Source organism: Enteractinococcus fodinae, from assembly GCF_031458395.1.
Lineage (GTDB): Bacteria > Actinomycetota > Actinomycetes > Actinomycetales > Micrococcaceae > Yaniella > Yaniella fodinae.
Window position 1 is genome coordinate 252,918 of the sequence record NZ_JAVDYJ010000001.1, and the last position, 18,964, is coordinate 271,881.

Genomic DNA, 18,964 nt, shown 5'->3' on the forward strand with positions numbered 1-18,964 from the left:
CTCTTCTCAACGCCGTGTCACAGTGCGGAACCGGCCGCGGAATTCTAGAACGACTTGTTGCTGATCATCGGTGACAGTGACATCACACAGTCCTGATCGACCGGTCGAGGAGTGACGCACGCCGATCGCAGTCAGCATGGCACCTTCTGCGGGTGAAGACAGGAAATTAACGTCAGCACCCTGCGTTACGGTGACCACCGAGCCGTCCCCGTCGGGGTTATTGCACGCCCACGCGAAACACGTGTCGGCAAAGGCAAAGATCATGCCACCGTGGGCGATGTTGAAACCGTTGAGCATATCGGCCCGGACCCGCATGTGCGCCCGAGCATAGCCGTCGCCATATTCGGAAACGTGAAATCCCAGCCACTCCGGCGCCCGGTCTGGTGAGCCCAAAATGGGATGATCATGCGGACCGAAATCGCCGCGCACGACCGTGGCAGGATCAACTGAAGCGGGCAGCGTGTGATGGCGATCGGGATCTGTCATGCGGCTCCAAACGCTCGTCTGGCATAGTCAAGGTGTCTTCCAGCATAATACTCGGTGCTCAAGGATGAGCGCTGAGTCGCTGTGCTCGTCGAGATGCCTAGGTCGCCGTTGACAACGTCGAACGGTCGTTCCTTCCCCTCTGCTCTTTGGCGGTCGTATTCTAGAATGGCTTGCAGACCTTGAATTAGCAGATGCAGCAACGGCCCGAACCGCGCGAGGAGTACACACCCATGTCCGCAATTGTGGCAGCACACGGCCCTTTCGAAACGTCAGACGTGCAACGCATGCTTGATCGTCTCGCCCATCGAGGCCCAGACGGGGTGGGGATACAACAAACCGGAGCCGAAACCCCAGCGGTGTTGGGATCACGGTATTTGGCCATCACCGATCCAGAAAATGGGTATCAACCGGTAGCTGGACACCAACCAGGAACGTGGATGATCGGTGACGGGAAAATCTATAATTACCGACGCATCCGGGAGCGCCTCGGGACGGAACGCTTCCGCACCAACACGGATCTTGAAGCCGCGCTGTTGCTCTTTGAAGACCAAGGTTTGGCGGCATTCGAACAACTCTGGGGTGCCTTTGCGCTCGTCGTGGCGACTGCCGATGGACAGTTCGTAGCGGCCCGTGACTCACTCGGGGTCGCTCCGCTTTATTGGGCCAGACGTGGTGACACCGTGGTGTTCGCCTCGGAACTCAAAGCATTCGACGAAGACTGGCGGCCAGCAGTGGAGCCATTCCCGCCCGGGTACATCTGGACGCCCAGCGGTGGCCTGGAGACCGGACCGCGTTTCCCCGCGAGCACCCCGGTGTTACTGACGAGTCGGGCTCCCAGCGAAGAGCCACCGGCGTGGATCTTTGACGCCATCCGTGACACCATCATCCGTTCGGTCGAACGCTCGATGGACGCTGCAGTCCCGATGGGGGTTTTGCTCTCGGGTGGCGTGGATTCCAGCATCGTCACCGCGATCGCCGCCAAACTGGCAGCAGAACGCGGGTGGACCCTTCCGACCTTCTCGGTGGGCATGGCTGATAGCGGAGATCTGCTCGCAGCACGAGCAGTAGCTGAACACACCGGTACCGAGCACCATGAACTCACCTACACCGCAGAGGATGCCATTGCCCTGGTTCCTCGCGTCATCGCGCAGCTCGAGTCCTTCGACCCCAACTTAGTCCACAGCGCGGTCCCTCATCATTTCGTCAACCAGCTGGCGGCCGACAAGGTCAAAGTTGTTCTCGCCGGCGAAGGTGCCGATGAATTATTTGCCGGTTATGCGTCCTACGCTCGGCACGAGACCGGTGAAGCATTGCACGAAGATCTGGTGGCCATGGTCGAAGGGATGCACATCAGTGGTCTCCAGCGAGTTGACCGGATTGCGGGGGCGCATGGGCTCGAAGCCCGGCTGCCATTCCTCGATCTCGATGTCGTCGAACTGGCTCTCGCGTTGCCTCCGGAATGGAAATTACTCAGCGCAGAACGACCCGCCAAGTGGATGCTGCGGCGAGCCTTTGACGGATGGTTGCCCGATGACATTCTCTGGCGCCGTAAAGAAAAATTTGGTGAGGGCACCGGCATGAACGAGGTGCTGCAAGACCATTTTGAGGACACCATCCCTGAAGCGGTGTTCCAACAGGAAGCAACTGAGGTGAATCCGCCCTTGCGATCCCGCGAACAGCTGGCCTATTACCGGGTTTTCACCGACGCCCTGCCAGGATTTGATGTCGATCGGGCCGGCGCCCGGTATATCCAAGGCTGATTCGGCGGATACGACGCGAGAGCCCCTAGGCTAGAGACCATGACTGACTTTGAATTTCCCGAATGGACCGGTCGCAATGATGGTCCCGGCCCGGAACATGCCCGCTGGCACTCCCGAATTGCTCCGGTTGACGAGGCAACTGCTGGGTTTGTGCTGTTGGGGTTGGCCTCTGATGAGGGCGTGGTCCGGAATCAGGGCCGTGCCGGGGCGGTCGACGGTCCAGCAGCAATTCGAGCTCAGTTAGGTTCCATTGCCGTCCACCATGATATTCCGTTATTTGATGGCGGCGATGTGCAGGTCGTGGACGGAGATCTTGAATCAGCACAGCAGCGCTATGGTGAAGCGCTGGCCCAGTTGCTGCGCCAAGGGAAGTTGACCGTAGGGCTGGGTGGGGGCCACGAAATTACCTGGGCATCCTATTTGGGCGTGCGCGGTGCGTTCCCTGATGCACGGTTAGGCATTATCAATCTGGATGCCCATTTCGATAATCGGCCCACCGAAATCGCCACCTCGGGTACCGGATTCGCGCAAATTATGGCAGCTGAAGCCGGACGCCCCACACTGGTCTCGGCGATGGGTATCGCCGAGGCGTCCAACACGGCCGATCTCTTCAACCGAGCACGCCAATCCGGTATCGGGTGGGTCACCGACGATCGATGGATCACCTACCCAAGTGATGCCGGGCAATCGGTCGCGCAATTACTCCAACAAGTCGATATCGTGTATCTGACGATTGACCTGGACGTGTTGCCGGCAGCGGTTGCGCCGGGGGTGAGTACCCCGGCGACCTATGGTGTGCCGTTGCCGCTGGTGTCTGCGGTGATTGATCATGTGGCGTCCTCGGGCAAGCTGGTACACGCCGATATCGCGGAACTTAGCCCGAGCCTGGACCCCACGAACGCAACGGCGGCAGTGGCAGCCCGGTTCGTTGACCGGCTCACCACTGCCGCGCGCGGCAGGCATCTTACGGGTGGATTAGCGCCCGAATCGGGTCAGCCGCAGGGAGTTGAGTACCACCAGGACTGACGAGGCCGCCATCGCAGCCCCTGCGAACATCGGGTTGAGTAACCCCAGGGCAGCAATGGGGATGCCCGCGGTGTTATAGGCAAATGCCCAGAACAGGTTCGTGCGGATAATCTGCAGTGTCTTCCGAGATAGCTGCAGTGCCTGGGACACCTGCGTGACAGATGAGCCCATAACGGTGATGTCTGCGGCTTCGCGGGCCACATCGGTGCCAGATCCCATGGCGATCCCCAGGTCAGCTTGTGCCAGGGCGGGCGCGTCGTTGATCCCATCGCCGACCATCGCGACGGTACGACCCGCAGCTTGGAGCTCTTTGACCTTGTCAACCTTGTCTTGGGGTTGCACCCCGGCGAATACGTGCGCCGGATCGATTCCAACTTCCGCCGCGACCTGCCGGGCCACATGCTCGTTGTCACCGGTGAGCAGGATTGGGGTCAGGCCCATGTCCTTCAACTCGGCTATGGCGGCCGCCGAGGTGGCTTTAATCTGATCCTGCAGCGAGATGATGCCTGCGATCTGCCCGTCAATTGCGACCCAAACGGCAGTCGCTCCAGCAGCTTCCGCCTCAGCGAACATTTGTTCGTGTTCTGCAGTCAGGCCCTCAACGTGCTCCGCGATGAAGACCGAGCGTCCCGCGGCAACCTTGTACTGCGCATCAGGTGTCAGGATCGTGCCGGTGACGCCGCCACCGGCAGTTGACGAAAAGCCCATCACCTGCGGCAGCGTCGTGTGTTGCTGACCAGCGTCAACAATCGCTTGGGCAATCGGGTGCTCTGAGCCGAGCTCGACGGCAGCTGCAGCCACCAGGACATCTTCGGCATCGCGATTCCCGAAGGCGACAACGTTGGAAACGGCCATGTTCCCTTCAGTCACGGTCCCGGTCTTGTCGAGCACCACGGTGTCGACCCCGCGAGAATCTTCTAATACCTGTGGGCCGCTAATGAGAATCCCCATTTGTGAGGCCCGGCCGGTCCCGGCCAGCAGGCCAATCGGGGTCGCCAGGCCTAAGGCACACGGGCAGGCAATGATCAGCACGGTGACGGCCGCACGAAACGCGGTCGCTGGCTCACCCAACAGCCACCAGACCGCCAACGTCACCAGCGCGATGACCAAGACGATGGGGACGAAGACCGACGAAATGCGGTCAGCCAATCGGGCGATTGGCGCTTTTTCGGACTGCGCACGGGAGACGAGCTGCCCCATCTGGGCCAAGGTCGTGTCTGATCCGGTCCGAGTTGCTCGAACCACGAGCCGACCCGACGTGTTCATCGTCGCGCCGATGACAGTATCGTGTTCAGCGATCTCCACGGGGACCGATTCACCGGTGATCAATGAGGTATCCACAGCTGACTGACCGGACACCACAAACCCGTCGGTGGCGATCTTTTCACCGGGACGGACCACGAATTGATCGCCCACCTGCAGTTCGGCGGCATCAATCACGACTTCTTGGCCATCGCGCAACACGGTGGCCTTGGTTGCGGCCAGGTTCAATAGCGAACGTAGGGCCTCGCTGGCACGGTTTTTCGCTCGGGCTTCTAAATAGCGACCCAACAATAAGAACGTGGTCACCACGCCGGCGGTCTCGTAATACAGCGAGTGGTCGTGCGTGCCGGCCGCTGCGGTCATGGTCGGGTGCAGCACCAGTTCCACCGTCGAATATACCCACGCGGCGGTCACCCCGATCGAGACCAGCGTGTCCATGGTCGAGCTGCCGTGCCGGGCGGCCATGACCGCGCCCCGGTGGAATGGCCAACCGCCCCAGAAGGTCACCGGAAACGACAGCACCATCGCAACCCAGCCCCAGTGCGGGAACTGGAAAGCGGTGAACATCGAGATCAGGAACAACGGCACGGTCAGAATTGCCGAGACGATTAGCCGCGGTTTCAGCTCTGCCGCGCCGGGAGCGTCATCGACTGCTGGTGATTCCAGCTCGTCGTCTTCGCCCTGAGTGGGTTGTTGCTGTCCCGGCAGGGTCGCGTCGTAACCTGCCTTGGAGACCGCCTCGACGAGGACCTGATCTTCGAGGCCGACGGGGGCTTTGACGAAGGCTTGGTTCAGCGGCAGGTTGACGGAGGCTTCGACCCCGTCAAGTTTTTCGAGCTGACGTTCCACCCGCGAGACACACGCGGCACACGACATGCCGCTGATATCGAGTTGCACTTCGCGGGTGGAATCCGTCGTGTCGGTTGTCATGAAATTCCTTAGATGTTGAAGGAGTAGTCAACGACGGTATATCCGGCGTCGTTGATGGCGGTCTGGAACTGTTCGGGGGAAGGCGTCGGGTTCGAGGTGACGATCGCGGTTGAGATACCATCGTTGACCAAGTCAACGTCTACCTCTGCAACGCCCGGAAGCCCGTAGAGCGCTTTCGAGACTGAGCCGACGCAGTTCTGGCAGGTAAGGCCTTCAAGTTGCAGGGTGGTCTGTGCCATGAGATGTCCGTCCTTTACCGTAGGAGCCGGCCGATAGTGGCCGAGACTTCTTGTACTTTTTCTTCAATAACTGCTTCATCGCCGGATGCGACCGCATCGATGACGCAGTGGTTCATATGGTCGGTCACCAGTCCCAGGCTCAGCGAGTGGAGCGCTTTATTGACCGCCGAAATTTGAGTGAGCACATCAATACAGTACGTATCGTTTTCGAGCATGCGCTTGATGCCACGAACTTGGCCTTCAATACGAGCAAGCCGTTTGACGTAGTCATCTTTGGTATCGGAATAGCCGACCGAATCGGGTTCCGAAGCTTGTGTGGTTGCCATAGGGTCACCTAGTTTCGTTTGGAACGCTAGCTTCATTTCTATACCCCCTAGGGGTATAGGTCAAGCCTGATTTGCTTGCGGCAGAGTGCAAGAATGAGTCTTCACACGAAAACATCGTCCCAGGAACTTCCTGGGACGATGCCATGAGGGAGCGAATGTGGTGATCCGGCTAGCCTTCGGGCTGCATGGGCCGGATCTCTTCTTCCGGAGTCTCTTCGGAGCTAGCTTTTTCGGCTGCGCGGTGTGGGATGCGACCACCAGCTAAGACCATGTCAACTTGTCGTTCGGACAACCGGTGTCGCAGTGTGAGCTCTTCGCCGTTGAGGTCAGCGGTAATCGTCGAACCCTGTTTCAGTGCCTCGTGAAGTCCGGTGAAGCGCAGCACATCGTTTTGGCTGAGCCGATCGTAGTCTTCCGGGTTTTCAAATTCGAGGGCCAACACCCCGAAGTTGGCCAGATTTTGCCAGTGAATGCGCGCAAATGATTGCGCTACGACCACGCGTAACCCCAGATATCGGGGCGCGATGACGGCGTGTTCGCGTGAGGAGCCCTGCCCGTAGTTGTCCCCACCCACGATGGCATGTTCGCCGGAGTTGTCCGCGGCTCGCTTGGAATAGGTGTCATCAACCTGGATGTACACGAATTCGGCCATCTTGGGGATGTTGCTGCGATACGGCAGCACGCGTGAACCGGCGGGCATAATTTCATCGGTCGAGACGTTGTCACCGACCTTGAGCAGGACGGGCAATTCAAGTTCGTCGGGGAGATCATCGAACTCCGGTAAGGACTCGATGTTGTGGCCTTTGACCAGTTCGACTTTCCGGGCCTCTTCCTCGTCCAGAGGCGGCAGCAGCATGTCATTGTTGACGCTGTACTGCTTGGGCAACTGGAAGCTGGGGTATTCCATGTCCAGCTCACGAGGGTCGGTAATCTTGCCGGTCAGTGCCGCAGCTGCTGCGGTTTCGGGCGAACATAGCCAGACGGCGTCTTCGTCGGTACCTGAACGGCCGGGGAAGTTTCGCGGCATCGTGCGCAAGCTGTTGCGGCCGATCGCGGGGGCTTGGCCCATCCCGATACATCCCATACAGCCGGACTGATGCAGGCGAGCGCCGGAACTGAGCAGCTCAAAGGTCCATCCGCCTTTGGTCAGGTCCATCAGGATCTCTCGAGAGGTGGGGTTGATGTCTAAGGAGACTTGATCGTGTGCTTGGCGTCCGCGAAGTATTTCCGCCACGATCGCGAAATCGCGCAGCCCAGGATTCGCAGACGACCCGACGACGACTTGGAAGACGTCTTCCCCGGCGACTTCGCGCACGGGGACGACGTTGCCCGGTGAGGATGGGTAGGCGATGAGCGGTTCGAGTTCGGATAGGTTGATGTGTTCTTGGACGTCGTAGGTTGCGCCTTCATCGGCGATCAACTCGGTGAAGTCTTCGGGGCGTCCCACGGCTTCAAAGAATTCTCGGGTGACATCGTCGGCCGGGAAGACACTGGTGGTCGCGCCCAGTTCGGCGCCCATGTTGGCAATCACATGGCGGTCCATCGCAGTCAGGTGTTTCAAGCCGTCGCCGTAGTATTCCACGACTCGCCCGGTCCCGCCTTTGACCCCGTGGCGTCGCAGCATTTCAAGGATGACATCTTTGGCCGAGACCCAGTCGGGCAACTGTCCGGTCAGTTCGACACCCCAGACTTCCGGCATCTGCACATACAGCGGGTCCCCGGCCATGGCCATTGCGATTTCTAACCCACCGGCGCCGATGGCCAGCATGCCAATTGCCCCGGCGGCACACGTGTGGGAGTCTGAACCAATCATGGTCACACCCGGCCGGCCGAATCTGGCCTGGTGCACCGGATGGGATACGCCATTGCCGGGTTTGGAAAACCAGAGGCCGTAGCGCTGGGCTGCAGACTGCAAAAACTGGTGATCTTCAGGGTTCTTCGCATCGGTTTGCAGCAAATTGTGGTCCACGTATTGAACCGATAATTCGGTTTGAATGCGGTCCAGACCCAGAGATTCTAATTCGAGCATCACCATGGTGCCCGTGGCATCTTGGGTCAGGGTTTGGTCTATGCGTAGTCCAATTTCGTGGCCCGGCTGTGCGGTGCCGTTGACCAGGTGACTGTGGATGAGCTTTTCTGTCACGTTGTGTGCCATCGTTGACATCCAATTCTTGCCGGTGTTCAAGGGCAGGGGGCATCTTCTAACCTAGGCGCAACGCTCCTGGTTGGCTAGGCATTGTTCACAGATTTGGCGCGGTTGACCGGCTCAGTCGGGGGTCTCGGTGAGGGGGTTATCCGGAGCGGGACCTAGTTTAAAGGTGCGCCCCGAGATGCGCTCGACATCGATGGCGATGACTTCGGGTTTGTAGTCGGCAATCCAGGCGGTAAGGCCCATAGAGTCGACCAGTTGAAGTTCGTCCGGGTATTGGACTTGTCGAGCCGTGCCGTACAGGATAGCGCTGGTGGCAGTTTCGGTTTCGACGAGATCCGTTTCCAGGGCGAGCGGTGAGCCGACGGCTGTGGCGAATAATTTATTGCCCGCAGAAGCTCGAATATAGGCCACGACATCATCGGGGGAACGTGCGTTGATGGCATAGTTGACCGGGAAAACGTCGGGCCGGCCATTGATTGAAATCGCGAGTCTGCCAAGAGACCTTTCAGACAGAAATTTGAGGGCGTCTTCTGCGCTGAGCTGGGTGATGGGGTTTTCAGTGTCCATGATGTGCTCGCTTCCATAGGGATAACGCTCGGAAGGACAGGTCGTGATCTTCACCCTAGTCGGCGTTGCAGGTCCCGGCTAGAAGCTATGACAGCGGTTGTATATCGCGGGCGTCGACGATGACCCCGTCCTCATCGGCGTAGACCCTGGCTCCCGGGATGAATTCGACGTTGTGAATGGTCACCGGGATATCACGAACGCCGACGCCGTCTTTGGCGGATTTACGCGGATTCGAGCCGAGCGCTTTGACACCCATCGGTAGCGCGTTGATCTCGTGACGATCACGTACGGCACCGTGAATGATCACCCCGGCCCAGCCGTTGTCAGCAAAGGCTTGGGCGATATTGCCTCCCATCAGCGCGCTGTGCAGGCTGCCACCACCATCGACCACCAGAACCTGGCCCTCACCGGGTTCATTCGCGATAGCTTTGACCAGCCCGTTGTCGTGGAGACACGAGACGGTGCGAATTCGACCGTGGAACTGGCGGTGTGTCCCGAGGCTTTCCAGCTGGAGGTCCAGTGAGGCTACTTCGTGTTCAGCGGCGTCGTAGATGTCAGAGGTGTAAAAAATATCGCGCGATGTCATGGTCAACTTTCGTCAGGGATGGGATGGACGTTCTTCCGCGTAGTGCTCACCTGCTCTAGCGTAATGACAACGGTGGCGCATGGGTAGCATAAATGTGCCGCGGTCCTAAAAGGGCCGCGGCGCATCTACCAAAGAGTCCTATGGATTAGCAGGGTGTTTCAGATACCTGAATCCAATCGAACTCCAACTCGTCATCTGGCACCTGAAGTGGCGGGGTGCCAGGGGTAGGGGTCAAGAAATTGAAGAGGGTGGTTTTTCTCATTTTCAGGTGCCTCCTTTCGGATCATAACGGGGTGAACTCGTGGCCGAGTTCGGGTGTAGATGCGCTAGGACGTGATCGACTTTGCGCTTCCTCTCGAGTTGGCGTTATGGCCAATTTCGATCTTGCGTGGTTTGGCAGATTCCGCGACCGGGATTTCCAACGCCAGTACACCATCGGCATAGTTCGCGGTGATGTTGTCGGTGTCGAGGTTCTCACCGAGCACCAATTGCCGACTGAAGTGTCCGCGTGGTCGTTCGGCTGCTAGCCGTTCGACTTCATCGGCCATCGATTCGCGGTGTGCATTGACAGTCACGACGTTGCGCTCGACGTCTAGGTCGATGCTCGACGGATCCACGCCGGGAAGGTCGAATTCGACGTGGAAGGTGTCGCCATCACGCCAGGCGTCCATGAGCATCATGGTCGGACGCGATGTTGTGCCGGTCGTGCCCAACAGCTGTTGGGTGAGTCGGTCAATCTCACGGAACGGATCTGTGCGCATCAGCATGAATACTCCTTTCATTGGACGTTAAACCACGGGTAGTACAGGAGGTACATACCTCCTATAGTTCATGGATATACCATAATTCCTAAAATAAAGCAAGCGCTTCTGACTAGGGGAAGTTTAGCTTTCAAGCTTGTCAGTGGAGAATTTTAAGCGTCGATTTTGGGTTGCGCCGCGGCAGCTGGTTCTAGCACGATGGTTTTATGAGTCTAAGCCCTTATGGTCTTGAAACTCAGTGGTGATGATGTAAGGCTGAGAGCCCAGCGAAAGGAGTCGTTATGCCAGCGAAAAACCAAAAACCGCAGGTTGAAGTTCCTGAAGAAGTGCTGATCGATCAATTCGTCGGAGATGACGAGGAGGAAGATCAGCTGGTGCTCCCGCAGGCCAAGCCGGACACGGTCAGCGAGGTGGACTGGGTGGACCAACAGACCGATGTCCCGATTGAAGAAGACGACGACGATTACGCCTAACATGTCATAGACACATGTCGCAGGGGCGCTCCGGTCGGGTAAAAACCGGGGCGCCCCGGTGTGTCTGGACGACCATTCGGCTGAATTTTCAGACTATTGATCTCGATCAGAGCTTCTGAGATGAGAGCGGGGTCAGTTCCCGGGGCGGTGGTCAAGGGCTCCAGAGTTCTCCCACATGTCCCAGGCATAGCTCGACCAGTCTTCATCGGCGGAGTACCATTCGTCCATCGACTCCATGTCGCCGCCATCTTCGAATCCGAGGTCGGCAACACGCTGCGACCATTTTTCGGTCAGCTCTTCAATGTTTGCGACCGTATCTTCCGGCAGGTAGCCCTCCGCAATTTGTTCTTCAACCTGACCGATGAGCACCTGTTGGAGTTCCTCTTGGAACGCATCATCAAATTCAGTGATCGTCCCGTCGACGCTGGCGAGGTCTTGAATGTGCTGAGCGTTAGAGTCAACGTAGCTTTGGGCTGAGCCACTTGTGATGATTGCCGCGCTGTCGAAAATGATCTGCTGATACGCCAGGGGCAGCTGCTCAAAACTTGGTCCGGCGATGTAGGTGCCGGAGAAGCGCGGCCAGTTTGCCTGAGTCGAATATGCAAGGTGTGGGGCGGCCTCATAGATGCCGCTGATCTCCTTGGCGCTCATCGGCGATAAATCACAGTCGATCGTATTACGCTGCAGTGCTTCGAATGCCTCGGTAAACTCAAGGCTCGAAGGAACGGCGTCGAAGTGGGCGATCGCATCGCTCTGTCCAGCACTGCCGGCACGAACTTGCGAGCCGGCAAGGTCCTCTGCGGTATTGATCTCTGAGTTGCAGTTGAGCGAGTATGCTCCGTTGCCGAGCAGAGGGGTAATCGTCGTGACGCCTTCCGCCTCGTAGCGATCTAAAAGCGCCTCGTCATTCCAACCGATCTCGTTTGCGACCGCATTGGTCACCATCTCTCCGACCTTCGGGGAGTACTCGACGAGGCCGAGCGCGGTGCCAATAGCGCTTGCCTCCGGGAACCGCTGCGGCTCATAAGAAACCAGGTGATAGGAAATATCTACGCGCCCGTCGACTACCGCATCGACCGCCTCTGGGTATCCGGCCACCGCCATGCCCCAGGCGATGTCGATCTCGATCTGTCCGTTTGATCGAGTCTCGATTTCTTCTTTGAAGTCCATCATGCGCCGACCAGAAATGGAGTTCTCCGCTGGTGCCCCTGCTTGTACGGTAAGTTGGACCGGTTCAAGGCCTTCGAGTACCGCATCGACTTCTGACTGTTCGGCGCCGTAGGGAAACCCTTCGCCTCCATCGCTAGCGTCTGCGTTGCCAGCGTCGCCGGCGCAAGCAGTTAGCAAAGCCAGTGCCGCGCAGGTGGTCACGACTGCCCTGAGGCGCTGCTTTTCTCTTGACGCGTTTCCGGATATGTTCATATTCACTCGCTCTCCTGGCCTACTTGCGAAGCCACATAGGTGTGCCCTGGACGATGGATTCACCCTCGCGGGTAAACGTGATGAGCATCACAGGCCAGGCTTATTATAGGCACGTACAAAATAGCGGTGCAATCATTTGAGCAACTTTAAAAGAATCTTTACGAGCCTCATCAGGCAGGTCAGCGGGTCGAGGTTCACACCTCAGCGCCATCCCGACGACGAAACTAGGGGCACCTGAGCTCTAGAGCAGTGAGCGTTGTAGAAGAACCGCTGCGGTTTTTGGTGTAGGGGGGCAGCAGATCTCTTGGTTTTCGGATATGCCTCCCGTAGCTCGGTCTACGGGAGCGCGAAAAGCAACTGCCCTGTCAGTTGGATGATGTCCTGACAGGGCAGCTGAATGATCTACCCGGGTGGTCCGATCGTTTTGACCGGTCTGCCGGGATCAAGCGATCATGCTAGGAGCCAGCCGGAGTGAAATCCGTGCTCGCGATAAACTCGGGACGACGCCCTGGAGCCGCATATGGCTCAACGGCAGCGTTTTCCACCGAGTTGTACACCAAAAACACATTCGAGCGAGAAAACGGGGTGACATTGCTGTTCGAGGCGTGCATGCAGTTGGAGTCGAAGATAATGGCATCGCCTGCCTTGCCTGTGAGCACGTCAATGCCGTAGGTGTCAGCAAATTCGGTCAGGGTTTCTTCGCTCGGGGTGCCTGCACCCTGCATGACCAGTGACTGTTTGTAGTTATTCTCTGGTGTGGCACCCGGTACGGAAATGTACTTCTTGTGCGAGCCCGGCATGATCATCAGCGGACCGTTGAACGAGTAGTTGTCGGTCAGCAGGATCGAAATGCTCAGGGCGCGAGGTTCGGGTAGACCGTCTTCGGCGTGCCAGCTTTCGAAATCCGAGTGCCAGGAGAACTCTTTGCCGGCAAAGCCGGGCTTGTAATTGATCCGGCTCTGGTGGATGTAGACCTGGGAGCCTAGGATCTGTTCGGCGCGGCGAACCAGACGCGGATCATTCGCGATCTTTTTGATAATCTCGTTGGTCTTGTGCACCTCGAAGATCGAGCGCACTTCGTTGGACTTGGGTTCCACAACGGTGCGGTCGTCCGCCTTTACGTCGGCGTTTTCGGCGAGGCGTTTCAGTTCAGCCTGGAGTTCGGCCAGTTCATCTTTGGTGATGATCTGATCGATGACCAGATAACCCTTGTCGTCAAAGTGTTTCAGCAGCTCGGCATCCATGGGGCCGTCTTCGGCGCTGCCGTACACCACGGGTCCTTGACGGTCGAATACTCGCGTCTCTGGAACGGAACGAGTGGGATAGAGATCGTGGGTGGTTGAATCTTGAGTCGTTGTCAACGTTTCTCCCTTCGTACACAGAATGTGCTTAGAACCTCTGGGGTCAGTTGAGTTGTTAAACAGCTGATAGAGAGCCAGCTGGTGGCTTCGACGCTACCCAGCAGATTTTTACTCTGCAACAGTTCGTGCTCGTAAAAGCACACGCGGAACTATCGCCGCAAGAGAAGTGAGAAATCTGCATTATCATATCGTGAAGCCGTGTGAGACAATATGGCAGATGGCACAGAAGTATATACCTCGCGAACCTGGCACCCGGCCGATGAAGCCTCAGAAAGACCGCTCCGGTCGTCTGAAGCTCAACCCGCCGCGCAAACAATTTTTGGATCCCGAGGTAGAGCAGCTCGCCGATGAGCGCGCGCGCCTTGCCCAGAACGGTGTCCGTCCAGCGATGGAACGCCCCCGTCCACAGGTGCAACCTCGCACCGAAGGCTGGACCCAGCAGACCGATACTGAAGGTCGTCCGCTGCTGCAGTTTAAACAGCCGCGAGTCACTCAGCCCGCTCAGCATCTTGCGGATATGTCCATGTCTGAGCGTGAAGAAAAGGTCAAGGAACTGGGCCTACCGGCGTTCCGGGCTCGTCAGCTGTCGACCCACTACTTCAGCCACTACACGACTGATCCAGCCGATATGACAGATCTACCGGCTGATAAGCGTCAAGACCTTGTCGAGAACTTCTTCCCGCAGCTGCTGACCGAAGTGCGCAGGATCGAGACAGAAGACCGCCAGACCATCAAATTCCTGTGGAAACTCTTCGACGGTGTGCTGGTCGAATCCGTACTGATGCGCTATCAAAACCGCATCACCCTATGTGTTTCTTCGCAGGCCGGTTGCGGCATGAACTGCCCGTTCTGTGCCACCGGGCAGGCCGGACTGACCCGAAATCTTTCCACCGCCGAAATCGTCGACCAAATTATCGCAGCCAACCGGGTGATTGCCGACGGACAACTTGGCGTGCCAGAAGGTGGCCGCGACATCGAACGCGTCACCAACGTCGTCTTTATGGGCATGGGCGAACCGCTGGCTAACTATCGCCGGGTGATGAACGCAGTCCACCGGATGGTCGATGATGCACCTGCCGGTTTGGGGATGTCAGCCCGCAATATCACCGTATCCACCGTTGGGCTGGTTCCTGCGATTAACAAGCTTGCCGCCGAGGGCATCCCAGTCACCTTTGCGCTGTCCTTGCACGCGCCCGATAATGAACTGCGCGATCAGATGATCCCCGTGAACTCCCGCTGGGACGCTGACGAAGCGCTCGATGCGGCCTTCAACTACTACATTCAAACTGGGCGTCGTGTTTCTATCGAATACGCTCTGATCAAAGACATGAATGATCACGGTTGGCGTGCCGATCTGTTGGCCAAAAAAATCAATGCCCGCGGCCGCGGGTGGGCCCACGTCAATCCGATCCCGCTGAACCCCACCCCGGGTTCGGTATGGACCGCATCGGAACCAGACGTCACGCAAGAATTCATTGACCGCCTCAACGATGCCGGCGTACCAACCACCCTTCGTGATACTCGAGGAAAAGAAATCGATGGCGCCTGCGGACAGCTCGCGGCCGAAGATGACTGATGCATAAACACGCATCCGGCATCAAAGTCCTCTGGGTCTTCACCCTGATCGTTGGACTCTTACTTGCCGGAGCTGCGGTGCTCAACATACTGACCGGCGATGGCCAGCTCACCACAGAACATTGGGTGATGATTGGGCTGGGTTCGGTAAAAATACTGGGTGCCAGCATTGGACTCTGGATGTTTAACCGGTCCGAATAGCCCACGGTCTCCAGACAGGTCACAGTACCCGATACCGCGCGTTCATGATATTTCGGTGCTTTCAAAACCGGACTAGATTGAGAGGTATACCTGTCGCGATCCTGAAAGAGGTCTCATGGCCAAGTCCTTCCCTGGAAACCAAGAACCGGAATACCAACTCACCGACGCGCTCGACACGGACTATTACGCAGTGTTTTCCGATATCCCTGAGGCGGATCGCAAGATTTGGCAGCGCACCCGAGACTTCGCCCAGGCCCACGTCGAAACCATGCGCCAGGGCTGGAACGACCACCACTACCCGCTAGAAGTCGCTCGGGCCATGGGCCAGGTAGGCCTGATCAATGACGGCGTAGACCACCCAGATCTCGAACAATTCTCTCCACTGGCAGCCGGTCTAGTGAACATGGAACTTTCGCGTGTGGATGGCTCGCTCGGGACCATCCTTGCCGTCCAGGGTGGCCTAGCATTGCGCACCATCACGATGTTTGGCTCCGAGGAACAACAGGCCAAATACGTCAAAGCCATCGCCAACGTGGACCTGCCAGCCGCGTTTGGTCTGACGGAGCCGGATCACGGTTCCGACTCCACCGGACTGGAAACCACCGCAACCCGCCAGACCGATGGCTCTTATGTCATCCGCGGTTCTAAACGGTGGATCGGCAACGGTTCCTCCGGTGGCATCACGATCACCTTTGCACGCGTGGCTGATCAAGGCGCCGACGACGATGGCAAAGTCCGTGGGTTTATCGTGCCGCAAGACGCCGAAGGGTATAGCGGGACACCCATCCGCCACAAAGGGGTGCTACGGGCCATCGATCAAGCTCACATTTACTACGACGACGTGAAAGTCGGTACGGATGCATTGATCCCCGGTGTGAAATCGTTCCGCAACGTTTCCGAGGTACTGTATGCAACCCGCATCGGTGTCGCCTGGTCCGCTCTGGGGCATGCAACGGCCGTCTTTGAATCCGCACTTTCATATTCGACCCAGCGTCGACAGTTCGGAAAATACCTGGCCGAACATCAGATGATCCAAGAGCGCCTGACCCGGATGCTGTCTGATCTGGTGTCGATGCAGTTATACATGGTTCGCATCGCTGAACTGGAAGCTGCCGGAACGCTCAAACCGACCCAGGCTGCTCTAGCAAAGTACAACAACACTCGGGTCGCTCGCCGAATTGCCGCTGATGCGCGCGATATGCTCGGCGGCAACGGGATCCTGTTAGAAAACGGAGTGATCCAGCATATGGCCGATATCGAAGGTATTCACACCTATGAGGGAACCGAATCGGTCCAGGCGCTGCTGGTCGGACGCGATATCACCGGTCACGGCGCCTTCGCCTAACCAGCTTTCTTGATAGCACAAGGGCCACGGAAAAATCCGTGGCCCTTGGCTTTTCTGGTGTTCGATACTTCGGCTAGCCTGCTCTGGCGTTGCGGACGATCCACAGGATAACCGAAACGGCTGCGAGGATTACCCCGAGCCAGATCAGTACTTGGGCGGCCTCAACGAGTACACCGAAGAGGATCATTGCTAGACCAACCAAAATTAGGATGAGCCACATAAGTATCTCCTTCCATAGCGCAGTGTTTTCTGCGATGGGTTCAAGCTTAAGAGACAGCGGCTCGTTTGAACATAACGAATCGACGCTACTGTAATGGTTTTTAGTGTGTTTATTTGTGGTGTTTAACACAACATCGGCGGGAGGTCTACACCTCCCGCCGATGGAAATATTTGATTATTGTGGCGTGGGCACTCGCTTAGGAGTTGCGGCCGCCTTTACGTCCAGCCTCTGCTGGATCTGCGCCTTCGCTAGCACCGAACTGGCCTGGGCTCTGTTCGCCACCTTTTTGACCAGCCTTCGATGGGTCGGCGCCTTCCGAGCCGTCGAAACGACCGGGGCTTTCTTCGCCGCCTTTTTGGCCGGCGCGCGACGGATCAGCGCCTTCACTTGCACCGAACTGGCCTGGGCTCTGTTCGCCGCCTTTGCGTGCTTGTTCCTCGGTATCGTTACGGTTTCCGAACTGTCCTGGGTTGTTGTTATCAGCCATTTACAGTCTCCTTTCGATTACACCGAGTGTGCCTGAAACACACTGTGAAGCTTTTGCTTCCGCCCTCCACGTTAGGAAATTCAGAAAGAAAAATACAAGGGATTCTGGTCGAAAAAATTGAAAATTCTTCTAACTGAACGGTAGCTGAAAATTCGGATTTGCTGCGATCGCATGATCCTGCGGAAGGGAGTGCGCTTTTGAGGAAAAATCCAGGATGTGACATTTGTTGAACGCGAACAAGAGAGCCTTCTTGGCCTTCACCTCCGACCGACAAGGAACCCAGAAGCGTGGTTCCCAAGCTGAAAAGCTTCAACCCAACAGATCTTCCGTCGTGCCGAACAGCATTGTTAGCGTAGTGAGCACCGGCCGCCTACTAGAAGGAGTGGACTCCATGCCGAAAACTTCGAAATCTGGCGACGCAAAGAAATCTGAACTTCCTGACACATTGAAGCGCTCGAATGAGAAGGCACAGCGGACATTTGCCAAAGCCTATGACTCCGCGATGGACCAATATAACGACGAAGAGCGTGCACACCGCACGGCTTATGACGCGCTCAAACAAACCCATGAGAAGGTAGGGGACCGCTGGGAACCCAAGCCGGGGGACTCCGGGCCTTCTGAACCTAAGTCCGAAGAGAAAAAGCAGGGCGGACAAGACCGTGACACATCAGGCGGTGTCGATACGAACGCCTCGAAAGAACACCTGTATGAACAGGCTAAAAAGCTCGACATCTCTGGCCGTTCAAAAATGACCAAAGACGAACTGATCGACGCGCTACAAAAAGAAAGCAACCGCCGCACATCGAAAAACTCTTAGACGTTCACGCCGAACACAGGCCGTAAGGAGGCTGCATGATGACAGACCAGTTGACCTTCCAGAACCCAGTAGACCGCTTCCCACAAATTAGCCCACCGAAACAGGATCAGCCCGAACCCGGATTCGATGAAGAGATCACCCCCAAGGCAGACCACGGGGAAGAATCGTATCGCGGCACTGGACGACTTGAGGGCCGAAAAGCACTCATCACCGGCGCTGACTCCGGGATCGGTGCGGCAGTAGCCATCGCCTTTGCCCGTGAAGGCGCCGATGTCGCGCTAAATTATCTTGAAGTCGAAGAAGAAGATGCACAGCACGTCATCGAAACCATCCGCGAGACCGGTCGCAAGGCGGTCGCCCTGCCAGGGGATATTCGCGACAAAGAGTTCTGCACGCAGTTAGTTGAAGATGCCGCCCGCCAGCTCGAGGGTCTGGATGCGTTGGTCAATAACGCCGGTAAGCAGATTATCGCCGAGGACCTGACTGAGTTGCCCGATGATCAGTGGGAACAAACATACAAGACCAACATCCAGGCGATGTTTTGGATCACGAAGGCCGCGCTCAAGCATCTGCCGGCGGGATCAACCATCGTGAATACGACCTCGATCCAAGGGTATAACCCCAACCCGATGCTCATTGACTACGCCTCCACCAAGGCGGCGATTAATAACTTCAGCAAGGGGCTTGGCCAACAGCTGGCACCCAAAGGGATCCGCGTCAATGCCGTAGCTCCCGGTCCGATCTGGACACCAATCCAGCCATCCGATGGGCAGCCAAAGGAAAAACTGCCGCACTTTGGGCAGAATACTCCGCTGGGTCGTGCCGGTCAGCCAACCGAGGTGGCACCCGCGTTCGTATTCCTCACTTCAGCCGAATCGAGCTATGTGATCGGTGAAACGCTCCATGTCAATGGAGGCATCCCGACTCCATAACGTCCGGGTGAAAAGTCCCTAGGGTCCGAGCGCGT

General features: G+C 57.5%; 20 protein-coding genes. 8 read left to right on the forward strand and 12 right to left on the reverse strand.

What is annotated here, in order from left to right; translation table 11 throughout:
- Positions 1 to 6 precede the first annotated feature (6 nt).
- Complete coding sequence (locus J2S62_RS01170; RefSeq protein ID WP_310170336.1) at positions 7 to 486, reverse strand: PaaI family thioesterase; 480 nt, start codon at positions 484 to 486, stop codon at positions 7 to 9.
- Between the two features lie 230 nt (positions 487 to 716).
- Here J2S62_RS01170 and J2S62_RS01175 point away from each other — a divergent pair, with 230 nt between their 5' ends.
- Entirely contained in the window at positions 717 to 2,246 is a 1,530-nt protein-coding gene (locus J2S62_RS01175) for an asparagine synthase-related protein (RefSeq protein ID WP_310170339.1), read from the forward strand.
- A 39-nt stretch (positions 2,247 to 2,285) separates the two neighbouring features.
- The gene (hutG, locus tag J2S62_RS01180; RefSeq protein WP_310170342.1) at positions 2,286 to 3,272 is read left to right on the forward strand and encodes a formimidoylglutamase; all 987 of its coding nucleotides are present in this window, start codon (positions 2,286 to 2,288) and stop codon (positions 3,270 to 3,272) included.
- Here the strand turns inward: hutG and J2S62_RS01185 are convergent.
- From J2S62_RS01185 to J2S62_RS01215, 7 genes are all read right to left on the reverse strand, one after another.
- Positions 3,222 to 5,465, reverse strand: coding sequence for a heavy metal translocating P-type ATPase (locus J2S62_RS01185; protein WP_310170344.1), 2,244 nt, complete (start codon positions 5,463 to 5,465; stop codon positions 3,222 to 3,224). The genes hutG and J2S62_RS01185 overlap by 51 nt on opposite strands.
- 8 nt (positions 5,466 to 5,473) lie before the next feature.
- Positions 5,474 to 5,704 (reverse strand): heavy-metal-associated domain-containing protein, encoded by a 231-nt coding sequence (locus tag J2S62_RS01190; protein ID WP_310170347.1) that lies wholly within the window; start codon positions 5,702 to 5,704, stop codon positions 5,474 to 5,476.
- Between the two features lie 14 nt (positions 5,705 to 5,718).
- Complete coding sequence (locus J2S62_RS01195) at positions 5,719 to 6,030, reverse strand: metal-sensitive transcriptional regulator (protein WP_310170350.1); 312 nt, start codon at positions 6,028 to 6,030, stop codon at positions 5,719 to 5,721.
- 169 nt (positions 6,031 to 6,199) lie between these two features.
- Complete coding sequence (locus J2S62_RS01200; RefSeq protein WP_310170352.1) at positions 6,200 to 8,185, reverse strand: aconitate hydratase; 1,986 nt, start codon at positions 8,183 to 8,185, stop codon at positions 6,200 to 6,202.
- Positions 8,186 to 8,296: 111 nt separating this feature from the next.
- Positions 8,297 to 8,749 (reverse strand): pyridoxamine 5'-phosphate oxidase family protein, encoded by a 453-nt coding sequence (locus tag J2S62_RS01205; RefSeq protein WP_310170355.1) that lies wholly within the window; start codon positions 8,747 to 8,749, stop codon positions 8,297 to 8,299.
- An 85-nt stretch (positions 8,750 to 8,834) separates the two neighbouring features.
- Complete coding sequence (rraA, locus tag J2S62_RS01210; protein ID WP_310170357.1) at positions 8,835 to 9,335, reverse strand: ribonuclease E activity regulator RraA; 501 nt, start codon at positions 9,333 to 9,335, stop codon at positions 8,835 to 8,837.
- Between the two features lie 326 nt (positions 9,336 to 9,661).
- Positions 9,662 to 10,102, reverse strand: coding sequence for an Hsp20/alpha crystallin family protein (locus J2S62_RS01215; RefSeq protein ID WP_310170359.1), 441 nt, complete (start codon positions 10,100 to 10,102; stop codon positions 9,662 to 9,664).
- A gap of 275 nt (positions 10,103 to 10,377) precedes the next feature.
- On the opposite strand from J2S62_RS01215, the gene J2S62_RS01220 reads away from it, so the two are divergent.
- Positions 10,378 to 10,569, forward strand: coding sequence for a hypothetical protein (locus J2S62_RS01220; RefSeq protein WP_310170363.1), 192 nt, complete (start codon positions 10,378 to 10,380; stop codon positions 10,567 to 10,569).
- A gap of 132 nt (positions 10,570 to 10,701) precedes the next feature.
- On the opposite strand, the gene J2S62_RS01225 is transcribed toward J2S62_RS01220, so the two are convergent.
- Both J2S62_RS01225 and thpD read right to left on the reverse strand, forming a co-directional pair.
- Positions 10,702 to 11,991: a type 2 periplasmic-binding domain-containing protein gene (locus J2S62_RS01225; protein WP_310170365.1), complete on the reverse strand. Its 1,290-nt coding sequence runs from the start codon at positions 11,989 to 11,991 to the stop codon at positions 10,702 to 10,704.
- Between the two features lie 455 nt (positions 11,992 to 12,446).
- The gene (gene thpD, locus J2S62_RS01230; protein ID WP_310170368.1) at positions 12,447 to 13,352 is read right to left on the reverse strand and encodes an ectoine hydroxylase; all 906 of its coding nucleotides are present in this window, start codon (positions 13,350 to 13,352) and stop codon (positions 12,447 to 12,449) included.
- Positions 13,353 to 13,569: 217 nt separating this feature from the next.
- Here thpD and rlmN point away from each other — a divergent pair, with 217 nt between their 5' ends.
- From rlmN to J2S62_RS01245, 3 genes are all read left to right on the forward strand, one after another.
- Positions 13,570 to 14,928 (forward strand): 23S rRNA (adenine(2503)-C(2))-methyltransferase RlmN, encoded by a 1,359-nt coding sequence (gene rlmN, locus J2S62_RS01235; RefSeq protein WP_310170370.1) that lies wholly within the window; start codon positions 13,570 to 13,572, stop codon positions 14,926 to 14,928.
- Complete coding sequence (locus tag J2S62_RS01240) at positions 14,928 to 15,128, forward strand: hypothetical protein (RefSeq protein WP_310170372.1); 201 nt, start codon at positions 14,928 to 14,930, stop codon at positions 15,126 to 15,128. The genes rlmN and J2S62_RS01240 overlap by 1 nt, the downstream gene beginning before the upstream one ends.
- A 115-nt stretch (positions 15,129 to 15,243) precedes the next feature.
- Positions 15,244 to 16,473, forward strand: coding sequence for an acyl-CoA dehydrogenase family protein (locus tag J2S62_RS01245; protein ID WP_310170374.1), 1,230 nt, complete (start codon positions 15,244 to 15,246; stop codon positions 16,471 to 16,473).
- A gap of 73 nt (positions 16,474 to 16,546) precedes the next feature.
- Here the strand turns inward: J2S62_RS01245 and J2S62_RS01250 are convergent, their stop codons facing one another.
- The gene (locus J2S62_RS01250) at positions 16,547 to 16,693 is read right to left on the reverse strand and encodes a hypothetical protein (RefSeq protein WP_310170376.1); all 147 of its coding nucleotides are present in this window, start codon (positions 16,691 to 16,693) and stop codon (positions 16,547 to 16,549) included.
- A 196-nt stretch (positions 16,694 to 16,889) separates the two neighbouring features.
- The gene (locus tag J2S62_RS01255; protein WP_310170378.1) at positions 16,890 to 17,180 is read right to left on the reverse strand and encodes a stress protein; all 291 of its coding nucleotides are present in this window, start codon (positions 17,178 to 17,180) and stop codon (positions 16,890 to 16,892) included.
- A 391-nt stretch (positions 17,181 to 17,571) separates the two neighbouring features.
- Between J2S62_RS01255 and J2S62_RS01260 the strand changes: the two genes are divergently transcribed.
- Positions 17,572 to 17,997, forward strand: a complete 426-nt coding sequence (locus J2S62_RS01260; protein WP_310170379.1) for a ChaB family protein — start codon at positions 17,572 to 17,574, stop codon at positions 17,995 to 17,997.
- 38 nt (positions 17,998 to 18,035) lie between these two features.
- On the forward strand, positions 18,036 to 18,929 hold the full coding sequence (locus J2S62_RS01265; RefSeq protein ID WP_310175682.1) for an SDR family oxidoreductase: 894 nt from the start codon (positions 18,036 to 18,038) through the stop codon (positions 18,927 to 18,929).
- Positions 18,930 to 18,964 lie beyond the last annotated feature (35 nt).